This window comes from Cellulomonas sp. SG140 (assembly GCF_025770785.1).
GTDB lineage: Bacteria > Actinomycetota > Actinomycetes > Actinomycetales > Cellulomonadaceae > Cellulomonas.
In genome coordinates this window covers 141,220-156,991 of the sequence record NZ_JANZLA010000002.1, presented here as the reverse complement: position 1 = coordinate 156,991, position 15,772 = coordinate 141,220, and the positions used below count along the sequence as shown (strand labels likewise).

Sequence of the window (15,772 nt, the reverse complement as noted above, 5' to 3'; positions counted from 1 at the left end):
GAGCCTAGTCGCCCGGCCCGACACGGCCCGGCGGACCCAGGTCCCCGCGGGCCAGCATCGCCTGGACCAGGGACTCCTGCAGCCAGGTGAGCGCGTCGTACACGGTGACGAGGTAGGCGCGGACGTCGTCGGCGCCGTGGCGACGTCGGCGACCCGCGGCCCGCAGCAGGCGGTCGGCGTCCTCGTCCGTCCGGATGCCCAGCCGCTCCGCCAGCACCAGCCGCAGGTCGGTCAGCGTGGCGGCGACCGCGGGCGCCTGCGCCACCGGCACCACCGGCCCGTCGTCCTGCAGCGCGGTCCACAACCAGCGCAGCCGCACCAGCTTGGCCGTCCGCAGGTCGTCCTCGGTCAGCCGGCGGAACTCGGCGGCGACTGCCGGGTCGTCCTGCGACGCGTCGGGCAGCAGGCGGTGCACGGCGGGGTCCTCGGGCGGCGGCACGGGCTCCGTGCGCAGCCTCCAGACGGGCGGGACGGGCGCGTCGGAGCCGCCCGCCGCCTCCGGGACCGCGTCCGGTGAGCCGTCGGCCGGGCTGGGCAGCTCGCCGTCCAGCAGCTCGACGACGTTGGCGACGACGGACGCCACCACCTCCCGCTCACCGGCGTCGAGCTCGGCCCGGTAGCCGCCGGACTCGTAGCGGAAGCCGCGCATCAGGCGTCCTCACGCTGCAGCGTGGCCCACAGGCCGAACCCGTGCATCGCCTGCACGTCGACCTCCATCGCCTCGCGGGTCCCGGTCGAGACGACCGCACGACCCTCCTGGTGCACCTGCATCATCAGCCGCTCCGCCTTCTGCTCGGAGTAGCCGAAGTAGGAGCGGAAGACGTAGGCGACGTAGCTCATCAGGTTGACCGGGTCGTTCCACACGATGGTGACCCAGGGCCGGGCGACCACGGCCTCCTCGTCGGACCGTATGTCCTGCTCAGGCACGGTCTCGGTGGGCATCGCCCCACTGTAGAGAACTAGGTTGGCCGGATGACCGCCAGCACGGCCCTGCTGACCGACCGCTACGAGCTGACCATGCTGCAGGCCGCGCTGGCCGACGGCACCGCCGACCGCCGCTGCGTGTTCGAGGTGTTCACCCGTCGGCTGCCACCGGGGCGCCGGTACGGAGTGGTGGCCGGCACGGGCCGGGTGCTGGACGCGGTGCGCGACTTCCGGTTCGACGACGACCAGCTCGAGTGGCTCGCCGCCGAGCGCGTGGTCGACGATCGGACGCTGGAGTACCTGCGCGACTACCGGTTCACCGGCGACGTCGTCGGCTACGCCGAGGGTGAGGTCTTCTTCCCGCTGTCCCCGCTGATGGTCGTCGAGGGCACCTTCGCCGAGGCGGTGCTGCTGGAGACCGTGGTCCTGTCGATCCTCAACTACGACTCGGCGATCGCCTCGGCCGCGTCGCGGATGACCAGCGCGGCCGTGGACCGTCCGTGCCTGGAGATGGGCGCGCGGCGCGCGCACGAGGAGGCCGCCGTCGCGGCCGCGCGCGCCGCCGTCATCGCCGGTTTCGCCGGCACGTCGAACCTCGAGGCGGGTCGCCGGTACGGGCTGCCGACGATCGGTACCGCCGCCCACGCCTTCACGCTGCTGCACGACGACGAGGAGTCGGCGTTCGCGGCGCAGGTCGCGTCCCAGGGGCGTGGGACGACGCTGCTGGTGGACACCTACGACGTGCACCGCGGCGTGGAGCGGGCGCTCGCGGCGGCCGGCACGGAGCTCGGTGCGGTCCGGCTCGACTCCGGCGACCTCGCGGCGCTCGCCCAGGAGGTGCGCGCGCAGCTCGACGCGGCCGGCGCCCGCCGGACGAAGATCGTCGTGACGTCCGACCTGGACGAGTACGCGATCGCGGCGCTGGCCGTCGCACCCGTCGACTCCTACGGCGTCGGCACGTCGGTGGTCACCGGCTCCGGGGCACCGACGTGCGGGATGGTCTACAAGATGGTCAGCCGTGAGCGGGCCGACGGCTCGATGGAGGCCGTCGCGAAGGTGTCGCGGTCCAAGGCCAGCGTCGGTGGCCGCAAGGCCGCGGCGCGGCGGCTCGGACCGGACGGCCGAGCGGTCGAGGAGGTGCTGGTCAGCGGACCGCCGGACCGGGTGCTCGCCTGGCAGGACGCGCAGCGGCGCAGCCCCGAGCCGACGTTGCGGCCGTTGCACGTGCCGCTGATCACGGGCGGCGTGGCCGACGAGCGCTGGACGGGTGCCGCGGGCGTACGGCTGGCGCAGGCGCGGCACAAGGCCTCCCGCGACGAGCTGCCCCGCGGCGCCCGCCGGCTCTCCGCCGACGAGGCAGCCGTGCCGACCGTCACCGTTCGTCTCGAGGCCTAGCTGCGGCTGGCGCACGCGCGGCGCCGGTGCCGGTGCCGGTGCGGGCCGATCAGGCAGACCGGGCAACCGGCGTGCCGTGACGGGTGCGGAACTCGAAACCACCGCCCGGCGACGGTCCGATCTGCACCTGTCGTCGATGCACGACGTCGTGGTGGTGCCAGCACAGCAGCACGCCCCGGTTGACGTCCGTCTCGCCGTGCCGGGCCGCCCAACCGTCCACGTGGTGCACCTCGCACAGCGCAGGAGGGGCGCTGCAGCCCGGGTACCGACACGAGCCGTCGCGGGCGATCACCGCCTTGCGTCGGGGTCCCACGAACGTCCGCTCGGACCGACCGGCGTTGATGACCTGCGACTCGGGGCCGAACACGATCCGGCTGATCTCCGAGTCGCACGCGAGCCTCGCGAGCACCGACGGCGGGACCGGACCTGACCCCAGGAGCTCGGCCACGGCGAAGCGCTCGACATCGGCCACGGCGACAGCCGGAGCGATGGACCTTCCTCTGGTCCCCGCCTGAGCTCACCAGGCAAACCGCGCCCGAGGCCGTCCCTCCCGGTGCCAGCGGGGGCCGCGGGGAGCCCGGCCGGAACGCCGACCGCACGCCTCAGCGTCTCGTAGTCGACCACGCAGGACAGATGCGGTCGGACGGCCGCGCCGGTGCCGACGAGGCCGTGGTCCAGACACAGCCGCGCGACGTCCGCCAACGCCTGCGCGCGGCGCTGCGGCGTCGAGCGATGGTCGTCCGGTGCCGGTGGCGTCATCACCGAGTCGAGCGCGGCGCTCAGCAGTGCCCCGTGATCGGTGGTGAGGAACCCGGCGAGGTGCACGCCCCCGGTGGTCGGGGACAGCGTCACGTGCTCACGCTCGCAGGCGTCCCGGTAGCCCCTCTCGTCGGCCTCGGGGTCGGCCGCCGCCGCCCAGCGCTGCACGAGTCGTCGGAAGGAGCCGGCCGGAAGGGTGTGCGCTTGGCGCAGGAGGAACTCCTCGCCGCACTCCTCTTCCGCTGCGGCGAGCACGAGCCGGCGCGCATCGGACGTGGGCGCGAGCTTCGCCAGCACCTGAACCTGGTCTGCGCCGACGTCGCCGGCAAGGCCGGCGCGGGCGGTTGCTGGTAGGTGGTCTCGCAACGCCCGGCCCGTGCTCGCCAGCTCCTTGGCGCGGTGGAACGGCATCCCGGTGATGCCGGCGAGCCAGTGCGGGAAGGACCGAGCGCCCTCGATCGACCACAGGCCGTCTGCCTCCACGGTGGTGGCTAGCCGAGCCGACGCGACGGCAAGACGGTCCAGCTGGGTCCGAAGTGCCACCAGGACCTCGATCGCCGCCTGTCCCTCGAGCCTCGATGCGGGGGTGCCGGACGTCTCGACGGCCGTCACCAGTCGGTCCACGACGGATACGAGCTTCGGGACGACGGGTGGCGTGCTCGAGGCTCGCGCCGCCGAGTCCATCGCGACACCTCCCCACGTCCCTGTCGTGCATTTGTTGAGAGCAACCTCCGCCTACCTCGGAAACGCTATCGGCAACCACTGACAAAGCAGCGGAGCGAACGCGGCACCGTGATCTGGCCGACCCTTTCCGGCGAAGCACGTAACGGCCGGCGGTGCGCGTGTCATGCGGGTGGACGGGCAGTATTGCTGATCCACGGCGGGCTGTGGGCGGCTCGGCGACACTCATGAGAAATGGCACACGACGGACGTGGTGCTCTCATTGATGCGGTGCGAACGGGTGCTCAGATGTTTCGTCAGGGAAGGGGCGGCGTCGCACCCCCCTCGCGACCCTTTGATCAGGCGGATCGAGGGACGGTTTGGGATTCTGCAGTCCCCACGTGGCCGGGCGCCGAGCGGACCGTGCCCTCAGCGGCCGACGAACCAGCGCCGCACCAGCTCCACCCGCGCGGTCAGCTGGTCGACGTCCGCCAGCGCCACCTCGGGACCGCCCGCCCGCCGGCGCAGCTCGGCGTGGACCTGCGCGTGGGTCTGCCCGCTGCGCCGCGCCCACGCCGAGACCAGCCGGGACAGCTCGCGCCGCAGCTCCGACCGCTGCCGGTGGTCCCGCGGCGGTGGTGCCGCGGCGCCGGCGGCCCGGCGGGCGCTGAGCTGGTCGGCCTGGCGCTGGGCCAGCAGCGCGGACACCTGGTCGGGGTCCAGCAGACCGGGCAGGCCGAGGAAGTCCAGCTCCTCGTCGGACCCCACCTCGGCGCCGGTGCCGAACTCGCCGCCGTCGAACAGCACGCGGTCGAACGAGGCCTGCGCCTCTAGCGCCTGGAACGTGCCGGCCAGACCGTCCGGGCCCACGGCGTCGGCCGTCGAGCGCTCGGTCTGCGCCTCCAGCAGCAGTGCGGCCTCCGGGTCGTCGGTGGCGGACGTCGGGCGGTCGAGCGCGTGGTCTCGCTCCACCTCGAGCTGGGCCGCGAGGGCCAGCAGCTGCGGGACGCTCGGCAGGAACACCGAGGCGGTCTCCCCCCGGCGCCGGGCGCGCACGAACCGGCCGACGGCCTGCGCGAAGAACAGCGGCGTCGCCGTGCTCGTGGCGTACACACCGACCGCGAGCCGGGGCACGTCCACGCCCTCGGACACCATCCGCACCGCGACGAGCCACCGGGACGTGCCGGCGGAGAACTCGTCGATCCGGTCGCCCGAACCGGCGTCGTCTGACAGCACGACGGTCGGCGACTCGCCCGTCAGCCGCGCCAGGTGGCCGGCGTACGCGCGGGCGTCGTCCTGGTCGGTGGCGATCACCATCGCCCCCGCGTCCGGCACGGTCCGGCGGACCTCCGTCAGCCGCGTGTCCGCGGCGGCCAGCACGCTGCCGATCCACTCGCCGTTCGGGTCGAGCGCCGTGCGCCACGCCTGCGCGGTGATGTCCTTGGTCAGCGGCTCGCCGAGGCGGGCGCTGACCTCGTCGCCCGTCCGCGTCCGCCACCGCATGGAACCGCTGTAGGACAGGAAGATGACGGGCCGCACGACGTGGTCGCGCAGCGCCTCGGCGTAGCCGTACGTGTAGTCGGCCCGGCTGCGCCGGATGCCGTCCGGGTCGCGCTCGTAGGTGACGAACGGGATCGCCGCCGTGTCCGAGCGGAAGGGCGTGCCGGTCAGGGCCAGCCGCCGGGCCGCCGGCTCGAACGCCTCGCGGACCGCGTCGCCCCAGGACAGGGCGTCGCCGCCGTGGTGCACCTCGTCGAGGATCACCAGCGTCGGCGCCGCGTGGGTACGAGCGGCGTGCAGCGCCGGGCGGCTGGCCACCTGGGCGTAGGTCACGGCCACACCGTCGAAGGAGGCGCCGTGCCGGCCCTGCGCGTTGGAGAACGTCGGGTCGATAGCGATGCCGACCCGCGCCGCGGCGTCGGCCCACTGCCGCTTGAGGTGCTCCGTCGGCGTCACCACCGTGACGCGCCGCACCACCCGCGCATGCAGCAGCTCGGTGGCCACCCGCAGCGCGAACGTCGTCTTGCCGGCGCCCGGCGTCGCCACGGCGAGGAAGTCCCGCGGGGACCGCTCCCGGTACGCCTCGAGCGCCTCCGCCTGCCACGCGCGCAGCCGTCCCGCCGTGCCCCACGGCGCGCGGCCGGGGAACGCCGGCGGCAGGTTGGACGCCGCCGACGGCGAGACGTGCGGGCTGTGCGGGGACGGCTCCGTCCCCGCCGTCACTTGCCGGAGCCCCGACCGAAGCCCCATCGGCGGCCGGAGCCGCCCGACCCGCCGGAGTCCCCGCCTGAGGACCCGCCGCCGGGACCGTCCTGCGGCGCGCGCAGCCCGTCGTAGATCTCCTTGCAGACCGGGCACACCGGGAACTTGTTCGGGTCCCGCCCGGGGACCCAGACCTTCCCGCACAGCGCGATCACGGGCGTGCCGGACACCGCGGACTCGAGGATCTTCTCCTTGCGCACGTAGTGGGCGAACCGCTCGTGGTCCCCCGGCTCGAGCTCCTCGGCGTGCTCGGTGCGCTCCAGCACCGAGGTGCCGGCCGCCGGCTCACCGACCGGCCGGGGCCCGAACGGGTCGTCGGGACCGGTGGGAGGCAGCGGCTCGCTCATGGCGCCCATCGTACGTTCCGGGTCCGACACCGCCCGGGCTCGGACCGGCCGCACGGGCGCCCCCGAGCCGTGCCAGTGCGGCCCACCGCGCCGGTCGGCGGGCGTCGGATGCCGGGGCCGGATGCCGCCGTCAGATCCCCTGCCACGCGGGCTTGCCGGCATAGGTCTGGCGGTAGTAGTCGGCGAGCTGCAGCCGGCCGGCCGCCGCGTCGTCGACCAGCACCGTCACCCGGGGGTGCAGCTGCAGGACGGTTCCCGGCCACAGGGCGCTGACCGCCCCCTCGACCAGCTGGTGCACGGCCTCCGCCTTGCCCCTGCCGGTGGCCAGCAGCACCAGGTGCCGGGCGGACATGATCGTGGCCAGCCCCTGGGTCAGGCAGTGCGTCGGCACGGCCTCGACGTCGCCGCCGAAGAACCGCGCGTTGTCGGCACGCGTCTGCCGGGTCAGCGTCTTGATGCGGGTACGCGAGGCGAGCGACGAGCCGGGCTCGTTGAACCCGACGTGGCCGTCGGTGCCGATGCCGAGCAGCTGCAGGTCGACGCCGCCGGCCTCGACGATCTCCCGCTCGTACGCCGCGCAGGCCGCCGGCACGTCGTCCGCGGAGCCGTCCGGACCGCGCACCGCGGCGGGGTCGAGGTCCACGCGGGACACCAGCTCCCGCTCGATCACCGCCCGGTAGCCCTCCGGGTGCCCCGTCGGCAGCCCGACGTACTCGTCGAGCAGGAAGCCGCGGGCGTGCGCGAACGAGAGCCCCTCCTCGGCATGCCGTCGGGCGAGCTCGTCGTACACGGCGAGCGGGCTCGAGCCGGTCGCCAGGCCGAGCACGGGACGCTGCGTGCCCTCGAGCAGCTGTTGCACCGCGTCCGCCGCCAGCCGTGCCAGCGCGTCCGGCGCGCCGATCACCACCTCCATCAGAACGCCCTCCGCTCGTCGCCGGCGGGTGCCGCGGCGCCGTCGTGCGCCCGTGCCACCAGCGCCGCGCCGAGCGCCCCGGCCGGGACGTCCGCCGGCGCGAGGCGCACCCGCTGGGCGAGGCCGACCGAGGCGAGGAACGGCGAGGTGGCCGCCTGTCGGTCCAGCGTCCGGGTGACCGCGTCCAGCAGCGGCGCGCCCACCCGGCTCACCCCGCCGCCCAGCACCACGACGTCGACGTCGCAGGTCAGCACCAGCACCCGCACCGCTGCCGCCACCCCTGCGGCGACCTCGTCCCGCACCTCGACGGCCGCCTGGTCCCCGGCGGCCGCGGCCTCGAAGAGCTCGGCGGGAGCCGGCCGGCCGTGGCGCGACGGCCACGCCGCCTCGATCGCGCTGCCGGACGCGTACTGCTCCAGGCAGCCCAGCTGACCGCACTTGCACGGCCGGCCGCCCGGCACCAGCGTCAGGTGCCCGATCTCCCCGGCCACCCGGTGGGAGCCGCGGCGCAGCGTGCCGTCCAGCAGCAGGCCGGCGGCCACGCCCGTACCGAGCGCGACGTAGGCGACGTCCTGGACGTCCGACCCGGCCGACGTGCGGCCCAGCGCGTGCGCGGCGCCGACCACGGCGGCGTTCAGGTCGTTCTCCACGCGGACCGGGACGTCGCCGCCGAGCGCCGTCGCGACCAGCGTGCCGAGCGGCAGCGGCGCCTCGAGGCCGAGGTTGACCGCGTGCGCCACGGTGCCGCGCTGCGGGTCCACGACACCGGGCAGCCCGATCCCGACGCCCGCCACGTCCGCGACCGTCAGCTCACGGTCGGCCAGCAGGCCGCGCACCAGGGCGACGATCCCGGCGACCACCCCCGACGGCCCCGGCACCGTGGGGGCGTGCCGCTCGGCCAGCACCGTGCCGGCGTCGTCCACCAGGACGCCCTGCACCTTGGTGCCGCCCACGTCGACACCGACCGTCGGCCCCCTGCGAACGGCCGGCGGTGCCGTCGTGGACATCAGCCCTTCACCGCCCCGGACACCAGACCGGACGTCATCCGGCCCTGCACGAACAGGAAGAAGATGATCACCGGCACGGCGATCAGCGACGACGCCGCCATCACCTGCCCCCAGTCGGTGTCCCGGCTGGCGCTGGCCTGCACGAAGCTGCGCAGCCAGATCGGCAGCGTCTTGGCCGTGTCGGACTGCAGCACCACGAGGGCCACGGTGAACTCGTTCCACGCCTGCAGGAAGGCGTACACGCCGGACGCGACCAGCCCCGGGGCGAGCAGCGGGAAGGTGATCCGCAGGAACGCCTTGGTCCGCGACAGCCCGTCGACCATCGCGGCCTCCTCCAGCTCCACGGGCACGCCGGCGACGAAGCCGCGCAGCATCCAGATGGTGAACGGCACCACGGCCGCGACGTAGACGATCGAGATGCCCAGCACCGTGTTGAGCAGGTGCAGCGAGCCGATCAGCCGGTACTGGGCGATGAACAGACCCTCGGCGGGCAGCATCTGGATCAGCAGCACGGCGAGCACGAAGCTGCGCCGCCCGCGGAACCGGTACCGGCTGATCGCGAGCGCCGCGAGGAACGCGAACACCAGCGTGCAGAGGATCGTCAGGCCCGTCACCAGCAGCGACATGCGCAGCGCCGGCAGGAACGAGCCCGAGGCCCACACGGCGGCGTAGTTGTCCATCGACGCGTTCACCGGCCAGAAGGTCGGCGCACCGGACTGCAGGCGGATGTTCGACATCAGCGAGGAGATGGTCATCCAGTACACGGGGAACGCCCAGAGCGCCGCGACCAGCAGGGCGAGCAGGCCCAGCAGCAGCCGGGCGGGACGTAGCCGACGACGACGCGTGGTCACCGCTCGTCCTCCTCTCGCAGCAGCGTGCGCACGTACGCCCAGCTGAGCGCGACGGTGAGCAGCAGGACGAAGATCGACACCGCCGAGGCCGCCCCGAAGTCACCGGAGCCGACACCCAGCTGGTAGATGTACGTGCCGAGCAGGTTGGTCTCGCTCGGCGTGCCGCCGGCGTCCTGCAGCAGCCGGATCTGGGCGAACACCCGCAGGTCCCAGATGATCTGCAGCAGCAGCACGATGGACAGCACCGGCCGGATCATCGGCAGCACGATCCAGCGGAACCGGCGCGCGCCGTCCGCACCGTCGATCGCCGCCGCCTCGAGCACCTCGTCGGACACCTGGCTCAGGCCCGCGTAGACGGAGAACGCGACGAACGGCACGGACATCCAGACGATGATCACCGTGGCGACGAAGAAGAAGGACAGCGGGTTGGCGAGCCAGCTGTGCCCGGTGAAGTGGAAACCCATCGCGGTGAGCACGTAGTTCACGACGCCGCGGCGGTAGTCGAACAGCCACCGCCACACGGTCATCGACGCGACCACCGGCATGGCCCACGCGAGCAGCATCGCGATCTGCACCGCGAGCCGCGGCACGGTGCCGACGGCCTTCATCAGCAGCGCCACCAGCACGCCGACCAGCACGGTCACACCCGCGTTGACCAGGCAGAACGCGATCGACCGCGCGACCACGGTCCACAGGTACGAGTCGGCGGCCAGGTCGAGGTAGTTGCGCAGGCCGACGAACTGCGGCGGCTTGCCGAACTGCTGGGCCAGGCCGAACTTCTGCAGCGACGTGACCACCTGCCACCCGAGCGGGTAGCCGAGGGCGAGGACGAGGATCCCGATCGAGGGGACCAGCAGCGCGTAGGGGACGCGCGGGCCGCGGCGGCGGCGAGGTGCGGGACGCTGCGCGTCCGGGTCGACGGTCACGACGGCGGTCCGCCGGGTGCGGGAGGAACGCGTCGACCGTTGCACGGTGCCGTGCGGGGGCCGGGCGGCCGGTTGCTCCGGCACCGGGACCGGACCTGCCGGCGCGGGGGACGCCGAGGCGTCGGGGCGTGACATCGGGGCTCCTGCGGTCGGACGGGAGGGGGGTGCCCCGCGGTGCCGGCGGACGTGCCGGCACCGCGGGTGCGGAGGACCTCAGCCCTTGCCGTTGAGGATCGGCGTGGCGGCGTCGTCGAACGCCTTGGCGGTCGACGCGATGTCCGCGCCCTGGGAGATCTTCTGGAAGAACTCCTCGAGCTTCTTGCTGTTCTCCAGCGCCGCCCAGCCCGGTGCGGCTGGGGTCAGCTTGGCGTTCAGCGCCGACTCGGTCAGCGCCTTGGCGAACTGGTCGGTGCCGAGCGAGCTGACGTAGTCGGTGTTGGCCGGGCCGAGACCGTTCTTGCCCAGCATCTGCTGGTACTCCGGCGAGAAGATGATCTTCATCAGCGACTTCGCCAGCTCGGGGTGCTGCGTCTTGGCCGAGATGCCGATGTTGGACCCGCCGGCGAACACCGGCGCGGCGCCGCCGTTCACGCCCGGCAGCGGGAACACGCCGAACGTCTGGTCGTTCCAGTTGCGGACGTCCTTGCCGTCCTTCTTGGCCAGGTCGCCGATGGACCAGTGGGCCCAGCCGGGCGCCATGATCGTCGCCGCGTCGAGCGAGTAGCTCGTCGTCGAGCCGTCCGCCGCCTTGACCGAGTCGGAGTCGTTCAGGTGGTTGTAGGTGTTGGCGTCGGTGGCGTCACGCGGTGCCTTGGACGCGTTCTTCCACAGGTCCTGCAGCTGCTGCAGGCCGACGATCGTCTTCGGGTCGGACATCGTGGACTTCCACTGGCCGCCGTCCTTGACCGCGAGCTCGCCGCCGTTGGCGAAGATCCACGAGATCGCGTTGCGCCAGTCCTGACCGCCGATCCACAGGCCGGACAGGTTGGCGATCCCCTTCGGGTCCGCCGCGGCGATCTTCTTCACGTCGTCGTTGAACTCCGACAGCGTCTTCGGCGGGGCGGTCACGCCGGCCGCCTGCCACAGGTCGGCCCGGTAGAACACGTACCGGGAGCCGAAGTAGTACGGCAGCGTGTAGTTCTTGCCGTCGACCTTGCCGGCCTCGACGAACCCGGGCAGCAGCTTCGAGCCGCCGAGCTCGTTGTACATGCTGCTGATGTCCATGAAGGCGCCGACGTTGGTGAACGTCGAGGACTGCGTGTTGCCCAGCTCGGCGACGTCTGGCGTGTTCGCCGCGTCCGGGAGAGCCGTGGTCAGCTTGGTGACCAGGTCGCCCCAGTCCTGCTGCTCGATCACCAGCGTCGAGCCGGGGTTCTGCTTGGCGAACTCCGTCTTGAGGTAGGTGCGCAGCTCGTCGGGCGTGTCGGCACCGGCCAGCCACAGCTTGATCGTCGCCGGTGCGGGGGTGCCGCCACCGGCCGCCGTCGTCGTGCTGCTCGAGCCGCTGCCGGAGCTGCAGGCCGCGAGCGCGAGCGTCGCCGCGAGGCCGACGGCCGCGAAACGTAGGATCTTCACGTTGGAGCTCCTCCTGTGAGCGAGGCGTTCGTCCGACGACGACGCCGGGTGGTGCTGCGACCTGCTGGACGGTCGGCTCGGGGTCGTCACGTGACCCCGAGCTGACCCGACAGGACGAGGACCGCCGCGCCCGTCAGCGAGGCGTCCTCGTCCAGCGTTGCCATCCGGATGTCGAGCTCCTGCCCGATGACGGGCATGGTCCGCTCGCGCACGGTGGCGAGCGCCGCCTCCCGCAGAGGACCGTCCAGCAGCTCCGGCGGACCGGAGAGCAGGACCTCCGCGAGGTTCAGCGCACTCGCGACGGGTGCCAGGGTCACTCCCAGCAGCCGTCCGACCGACGCCAGCGCGGCGTCGGCAGCTTCTCGGTCGAGACCCGCGACGCGGCGGCGCAGGGCCGGCGCGCTCAGCACGGTCTCCAGGCAGCCGTGGCGCCCGCAGGCGCACGGCAGGGCCTCCTCGGTCGAGGCGTCGTCGACCACGGTGACGTGGCCGATCTCACCGGCGGCCCAGCGCCGGCCGCGCACCAGCGCCCCGTCCACCAGCAGGCCGGCACCGACGCCCTGACCGACCGTGAGCACCATCGCCGCGCCCTCGGCACCGCCGTAGGTGAACTCCCCCAGCGCCCGGGTGTTCGCGTCGTTGGCCACGTGCACCGGCACGCCCAGCGCCTGCGTGAGCCGCGCCGCGAGCGGGACGCCGTACCAGCCCCGGTTGGGGGCCTCGACCACCACGCCGTCGGCGTCGACCACACCGGGCGACGCGATGCCGATGCCGAGCACGGGCGCCGGCGCGGCGGCGAGCAGGTCGCGGCACAGGTCGGTCAGCAGGTCCGCGGCCTCGTCGCCGCGGCGGCCGTCGAGCGGCACCTCCCGGCGCGCGACCACGTCGCCGGTGAGCGTCATGACGGCGCCGAGCATCCGCGCGTCGTCGGTGAGGTCGACGGCGACGACGACGAAGTCCTCGGTGCGCATCCCGACGAGCGTCGCCGGCTTGCCCACCTTGCCGGCCGCCCGGACGCCGAGCTCGGCGACCAGGCCCTCGTCCATCAGGTCCCCCACCAGGTCCGACACCGTCACCCGGGTCAGACCGGTGCTGCGCGCGATGTCCGCCCGCGACGACGGGCCCGAGTGGAACAGGTGACCGAGCACCAGCGAGCGGTTGTGCGCACGGGCGTGCTCGGGGAGCACTTTGCCCGTGGGCCGGAGCGCCCGGCTGATCCGGCGGGCGCCCACCTGCGTCGTCACGTTTGTTAGTAGACCTTCCTTACTAATCGACGTCAAGCGATCCGGGTGACCGTGATCACATCGTGACGAGCAGTTCACCTGCGTGACTCATGGGATGTCTTCGCAGGTCAGGGCGTCACGCGCGTGAAACGTCGGAGCCGTCGGGAGCGGCCGCAGCCGCCCCACGCCTCCCGGTCCGGAGAGGCGTCAGACCCCTCGGGCGGCGCGGACCCAGCCGAGCGCACCGGCGTGGCGGCAGGACTCCGTGGCCACCGGCACCGCCTCGCGCAGCGCGGCGACCGGGTCGAGCCCCCGGGCGAGCCCGGCACCGATCGCGCCGTGCAGCACGTCACCGGCGCCGAGGGTGTCGACGACGTCGTCCGGCGGCAACGCCGGCGGGACGACCTCGTCGTGACCCGCCGGCACCCGGACGCGAACCGGGCCGCTCCCCGACGACCGGGCGACCACGGACGGGCCGAGCGCCGCGACGTCGTCCAGCAGCGCGTCCGAGGTGTCGTCGCCGCGCCCGGGCAGCCGGAAGTCCCCGGACAGCACAGCGACGTCGACCGACACGAGCAGGCCGTCCAGCCCGGGCTTCCAGCTGCCGCCGTCCAGCAGCACCGGCACGCTGCGCGCGTGCGCCGCCGACGCCAGGACCCGGGCTGCCGACAGGTGGTGCCCGTCGACCAGCAGGGCCGTCGCACCGGCCAGCACGTCGAGCGCGGCGCCCGCAGCCGGCCCGAGGTCGTCGGGCCGACCCGTCGCGTTGGTCGACGCGACGGCGCGCTGACCGGTCGCCGCCGTCACCAGCACGGTGGACACCGGCGGGTCGGCGGACTGGCCCGCGAGCAGGTCCACCACGTCCACGCCGGCAGCGCGCAGCCCCGCGCGGACCAGGTCGGCGATCGGCCCCTCCCCCAGCGCCGTGACCAGGGTGGTGGGCACGCCGAGCGCGACCGCCGTCGCCGCTGCGTTCGCCGCCGGGCCCCCGAACGTCACGTGCAGGTCCCGGGCGACCACCTTCTGGTCCGGGCCCGGGACCGCGTCGACCACCTGGACGACGTCCAGGGTGGTCAACCCGCAGCACACCAGCCGCGCGGCGGGGACGTCGGGCCGGTCGGGCACGTCGGCACTCTACGGTCGGCGGCCGCCTCCCGGTCCCCCGGCGGTCCCGGTCGCCCGGTCACCGGGAGGCAATACGGTGGGACGGTCCACACCACGTCCTTGCCGGGAGCAGCCGTGTCCTCGTCACCCATCGACCCCACCACCACCGACGCCTGGCAGGCGTTGTCGGACCACGAGAGCACGCTGCGCCCGGACCTGCGGGCGTGGTTCGCGCAGGACCCGCAGCGCGCACGTCGGCTGACGTTCGAGCTGGGCGACCTGACCGTCGACCTGTCCAAGAACCTGGTCACGGACGAGACGCTGGCGCTGCTGACCCGGCTCGCGGACCAGGTGGGCGTCGCGGACCGGTTCGGCGCGATGCTGCGCGGCGACCACATCAACGTGACCGAGAACCGGGCGGTGCTGCACACGGCGCTGCGGCGCCCGGCGGGCGCCTCGCCGCGGCTCGTCGTCGACGGGCAGGACGTCGACGCGGACGTGCAGGACGTGCTGGCGAAGGTCTACGCGTTCGCCGACAAGGTGCGCACCGGCGCCTGGACCGGCGTGACCGGCGAGCGGGTGCGCACGGTCGTCAACATCGGCATCGGCGGGTCCGACCTGGGCCCGGCGATGGCGTACGAGGCGCTCAAGCCGTACGTGCTGGACGGGCTGAGCGTGCGGTTCGTCTCCAACATCGACCCGACGGACCTGGCCGAGAAGGTCAAGGACCTCGACCCGGCGACCACGCTGTTCATCGTCGCCTCCAAGACCTTCGGCACGCTGGAGACGCTGACCAACGCCCGGCTGGCGCGCGCCTGGCTCTGGGAGCGGCTGGTGGCGGAGGGCCGGATCGAGGACACGGACGAGGCCCGCACCGGTGCGGTGGCCAGGCACTTCGTCGCCGTGTCGACGGCTCTGGACAAGGTCGCGGCGTTCGGCATCGACCCGGCCAACGCGTTCGGGTTCTGGGACTGGGTCGGCGGCCGCTACTCGATGGACTCGGCGATCGGCCTCTCGCTGGCGATCGCGATCGGCGAGGACGGCTTCACCGACCTGCTGCACGGCTTCCACCTGGTGGACGAGCACGTGGCGCGGACCCCGTTCGCGCAGAACGTGCCGGTGCTGATGGGTCTGCTCAACGTCTGGTACGTCAACTTCCTCGGCGCGCACACCCACGCGGTGCTGCCCTACGCGCAGTACCTGTCCCGGTTCCCGGCCTACCTGCAGCAGCTGACGATGGAGTCCAACGGCAAGTCGGTGCGCTGGGACGGCTCGCCCGTCACCACGCAGACCGGCGAGGTGTTCTGGGGCGAGCCCGGCACCAACGGCCAGCACGCCTTCTACCAGCTGATCCACCAGGGCACCCGGCTGATCCCGGCGGACTTCATCGCGGTGGCCAACCCGGCCCATCCGCTGAAGGACGGCGACACCGACGTGCACGCGCTGTTCCTGGCGAACTACTTCGCCCAGACCAAGGCGCTGGCCTTCGGCAAGACGCCCGACGAGGTCCGTGCCGAGGGGACGGACGAGGCGATCGTGCCGGCCCGGGTGTTCTCGGGGAACCGGCCGACGACGTCGATCCTGGCGCCGGCGCTGACCCCGTCGGTGCTGGGCCAGCTGATCGCGCTGTACGAGCACATCACCTTCGTCGAGGGCGTCGTGTGGGGCATCGACTCGTTCGACCAGTGGGGCGTCGAGCTGGGCAAGAAGCTCGCGACGGAGATCGCCCCGGCCGTCGAGGGCGACCGGGCGGCGCTGGACGCGCAGGACCCGTCGACCAAGAGCCTGATCGAGAAGTACCTGGAGCTGCGGCACTGAGCGTCCCG

At 73.4% G+C, this 15,772-nt stretch carries 15 protein-coding genes; 2 read left to right on the top strand and 13 right to left on the bottom strand.

Going from position 1 to position 15,772, the window contains the following annotated elements; all coding sequences use genetic code 11:
• Positions 1-4: 4 nt before the first annotated feature.
• Together N0B34_RS04550 and clpS are read right to left on the bottom strand one after the other, a co-directional pair.
• A complete protein-coding gene (locus N0B34_RS04550) occupies positions 5-649 on the bottom strand; it encodes a DUF2017 domain-containing protein (RefSeq protein ID WP_263730117.1) in 645 nt (214 codons plus the stop codon).
• The gene (clpS, locus tag N0B34_RS04545; protein ID WP_263730116.1) at positions 649-942 is read right to left on the bottom strand and encodes an ATP-dependent Clp protease adapter ClpS; all 294 of its coding nucleotides are present in this window, start codon (positions 940-942) and stop codon (positions 649-651) included. Before clpS ends, N0B34_RS04550 begins: the two co-directional genes overlap by 1 nt.
• Positions 943-972: 30 nt before the next feature.
• On the opposite strand from clpS, the gene N0B34_RS04540 reads away from it, so the two are divergent.
• Positions 973-2,319, top strand: coding sequence for a nicotinate phosphoribosyltransferase (locus N0B34_RS04540; RefSeq protein WP_263730115.1), 1,347 nt, complete (start codon positions 973-975; stop codon positions 2,317-2,319).
• A 49-nt stretch (positions 2,320-2,368) separates the two neighbouring features.
• On the opposite strand, the gene N0B34_RS04535 is transcribed toward N0B34_RS04540, so the two are convergent.
• The 11 genes from N0B34_RS04535 to N0B34_RS04485 form a co-directional block, all read right to left on the bottom strand.
• The gene (locus tag N0B34_RS04535) at positions 2,369-2,539 is read right to left on the bottom strand and encodes a hypothetical protein (RefSeq protein ID WP_263730114.1); all 171 of its coding nucleotides are present in this window, start codon (positions 2,537-2,539) and stop codon (positions 2,369-2,371) included.
• A gap of 68 nt (positions 2,540-2,607) precedes the next feature.
• Entirely contained in the window at positions 2,608-3,690 is a 1,083-nt protein-coding gene (locus N0B34_RS04530) for a 13E12 repeat family protein (RefSeq protein WP_263730112.1), read from the bottom strand.
• 477 nt (positions 3,691-4,167) lie between these two features.
• Positions 4,168-5,961 carry a DEAD/DEAH box helicase gene (locus N0B34_RS04525; protein ID WP_263730111.1) on the bottom strand — a complete coding sequence of 598 codons (1,794 nt, stop codon included), beginning with the start codon at positions 5,959-5,961 and terminating at the stop codon, positions 4,168-4,170.
• The gene (locus N0B34_RS04520; protein ID WP_263730110.1) at positions 5,958-6,347 is read right to left on the bottom strand and encodes a DUF3039 domain-containing protein; all 390 of its coding nucleotides are present in this window, start codon (positions 6,345-6,347) and stop codon (positions 5,958-5,960) included. Before N0B34_RS04520 ends, N0B34_RS04525 begins: the two co-directional genes overlap by 4 nt.
• Positions 6,348-6,477: 130 nt before the next feature.
• Positions 6,478-7,260 (bottom strand): glucosamine-6-phosphate deaminase, encoded by a 783-nt coding sequence (gene nagB / locus N0B34_RS04515; RefSeq protein ID WP_263730109.1) that lies wholly within the window; start codon positions 7,258-7,260, stop codon positions 6,478-6,480.
• Positions 7,260-8,267: an ROK family protein gene (locus N0B34_RS04510; protein WP_263730108.1), complete on the bottom strand. Its 1,008-nt coding sequence runs from the start codon at positions 8,265-8,267 to the stop codon at positions 7,260-7,262. The genes nagB and N0B34_RS04510 overlap by 1 nt, the downstream gene beginning before the upstream one ends.
• A complete protein-coding gene (locus N0B34_RS04505) occupies positions 8,267-9,118 on the bottom strand; it encodes a carbohydrate ABC transporter permease (RefSeq protein WP_263730107.1) in 852 nt (283 codons plus the stop codon). Before N0B34_RS04505 ends, N0B34_RS04510 begins: the two co-directional genes overlap by 1 nt.
• On the bottom strand, positions 9,115-10,044 hold the full coding sequence (locus N0B34_RS04500; protein WP_263730106.1) for a carbohydrate ABC transporter permease: 930 nt from the start codon (positions 10,042-10,044) through the stop codon (positions 9,115-9,117). Before N0B34_RS04500 ends, N0B34_RS04505 begins: the two co-directional genes overlap by 4 nt.
• Positions 10,045-10,257: 213 nt before the next feature.
• Positions 10,258-11,619: an extracellular solute-binding protein gene (locus tag N0B34_RS04495; protein WP_263730105.1), complete on the bottom strand. Its 1,362-nt coding sequence runs from the start codon at positions 11,617-11,619 to the stop codon at positions 10,258-10,260.
• A gap of 86 nt (positions 11,620-11,705) precedes the next feature.
• Positions 11,706-12,890: an ROK family transcriptional regulator gene (locus N0B34_RS04490; protein WP_263730492.1), complete on the bottom strand. Its 1,185-nt coding sequence runs from the start codon at positions 12,888-12,890 to the stop codon at positions 11,706-11,708.
• 159 nt (positions 12,891-13,049) lie between these two features.
• Positions 13,050-13,967 (bottom strand): PfkB family carbohydrate kinase, encoded by a 918-nt coding sequence (locus N0B34_RS04485; RefSeq protein ID WP_263730104.1) that lies wholly within the window; start codon positions 13,965-13,967, stop codon positions 13,050-13,052.
• 114 nt (positions 13,968-14,081) lie between these two features.
• Between N0B34_RS04485 and pgi the strand changes: the two genes are divergently transcribed.
• On the top strand, positions 14,082-15,764 hold the full coding sequence (gene pgi, locus N0B34_RS04480; protein ID WP_263730103.1) for a glucose-6-phosphate isomerase: 1,683 nt from the start codon (positions 14,082-14,084) through the stop codon (positions 15,762-15,764).
• Positions 15,765-15,772: the final 8 nt, after the last annotated feature.

Excerpts from the sequence above, each read along its gene's own strand:
- N0B34_RS04550 (WP_263730117.1), bottom strand. The coding sequence starts at position 649 with ATGCGCGGCTTCCGCTACGAGTCCGGCGGCTACCGGGCCGAGCTCGAC.
- clpS (WP_263730116.1), bottom strand. The coding sequence starts at position 942 with ATGCCCACCGAGACCGTGCCTGAGCAGGACATACGGTCCGACGAGGAG.
- N0B34_RS04540 (WP_263730115.1), top strand. The coding sequence starts at position 973 with ATGACCGCCAGCACGGCCCTGCTGACCGACCGCTACGAGCTGACCATG.
- N0B34_RS04520 (WP_263730110.1), bottom strand. The coding sequence starts at position 6,347 with ATGAGCGAGCCGCTGCCTCCCACCGGTCCCGACGACCCGTTCGGGCCC.
- nagB (WP_263730109.1), bottom strand. The coding sequence starts at position 7,260 with ATGGAGGTGGTGATCGGCGCGCCGGACGCGCTGGCACGGCTGGCGGCG.
- N0B34_RS04510 (WP_263730108.1), bottom strand. The coding sequence starts at position 8,267 with ATGTCCACGACGGCACCGCCGGCCGTTCGCAGGGGGCCGACGGTCGGT.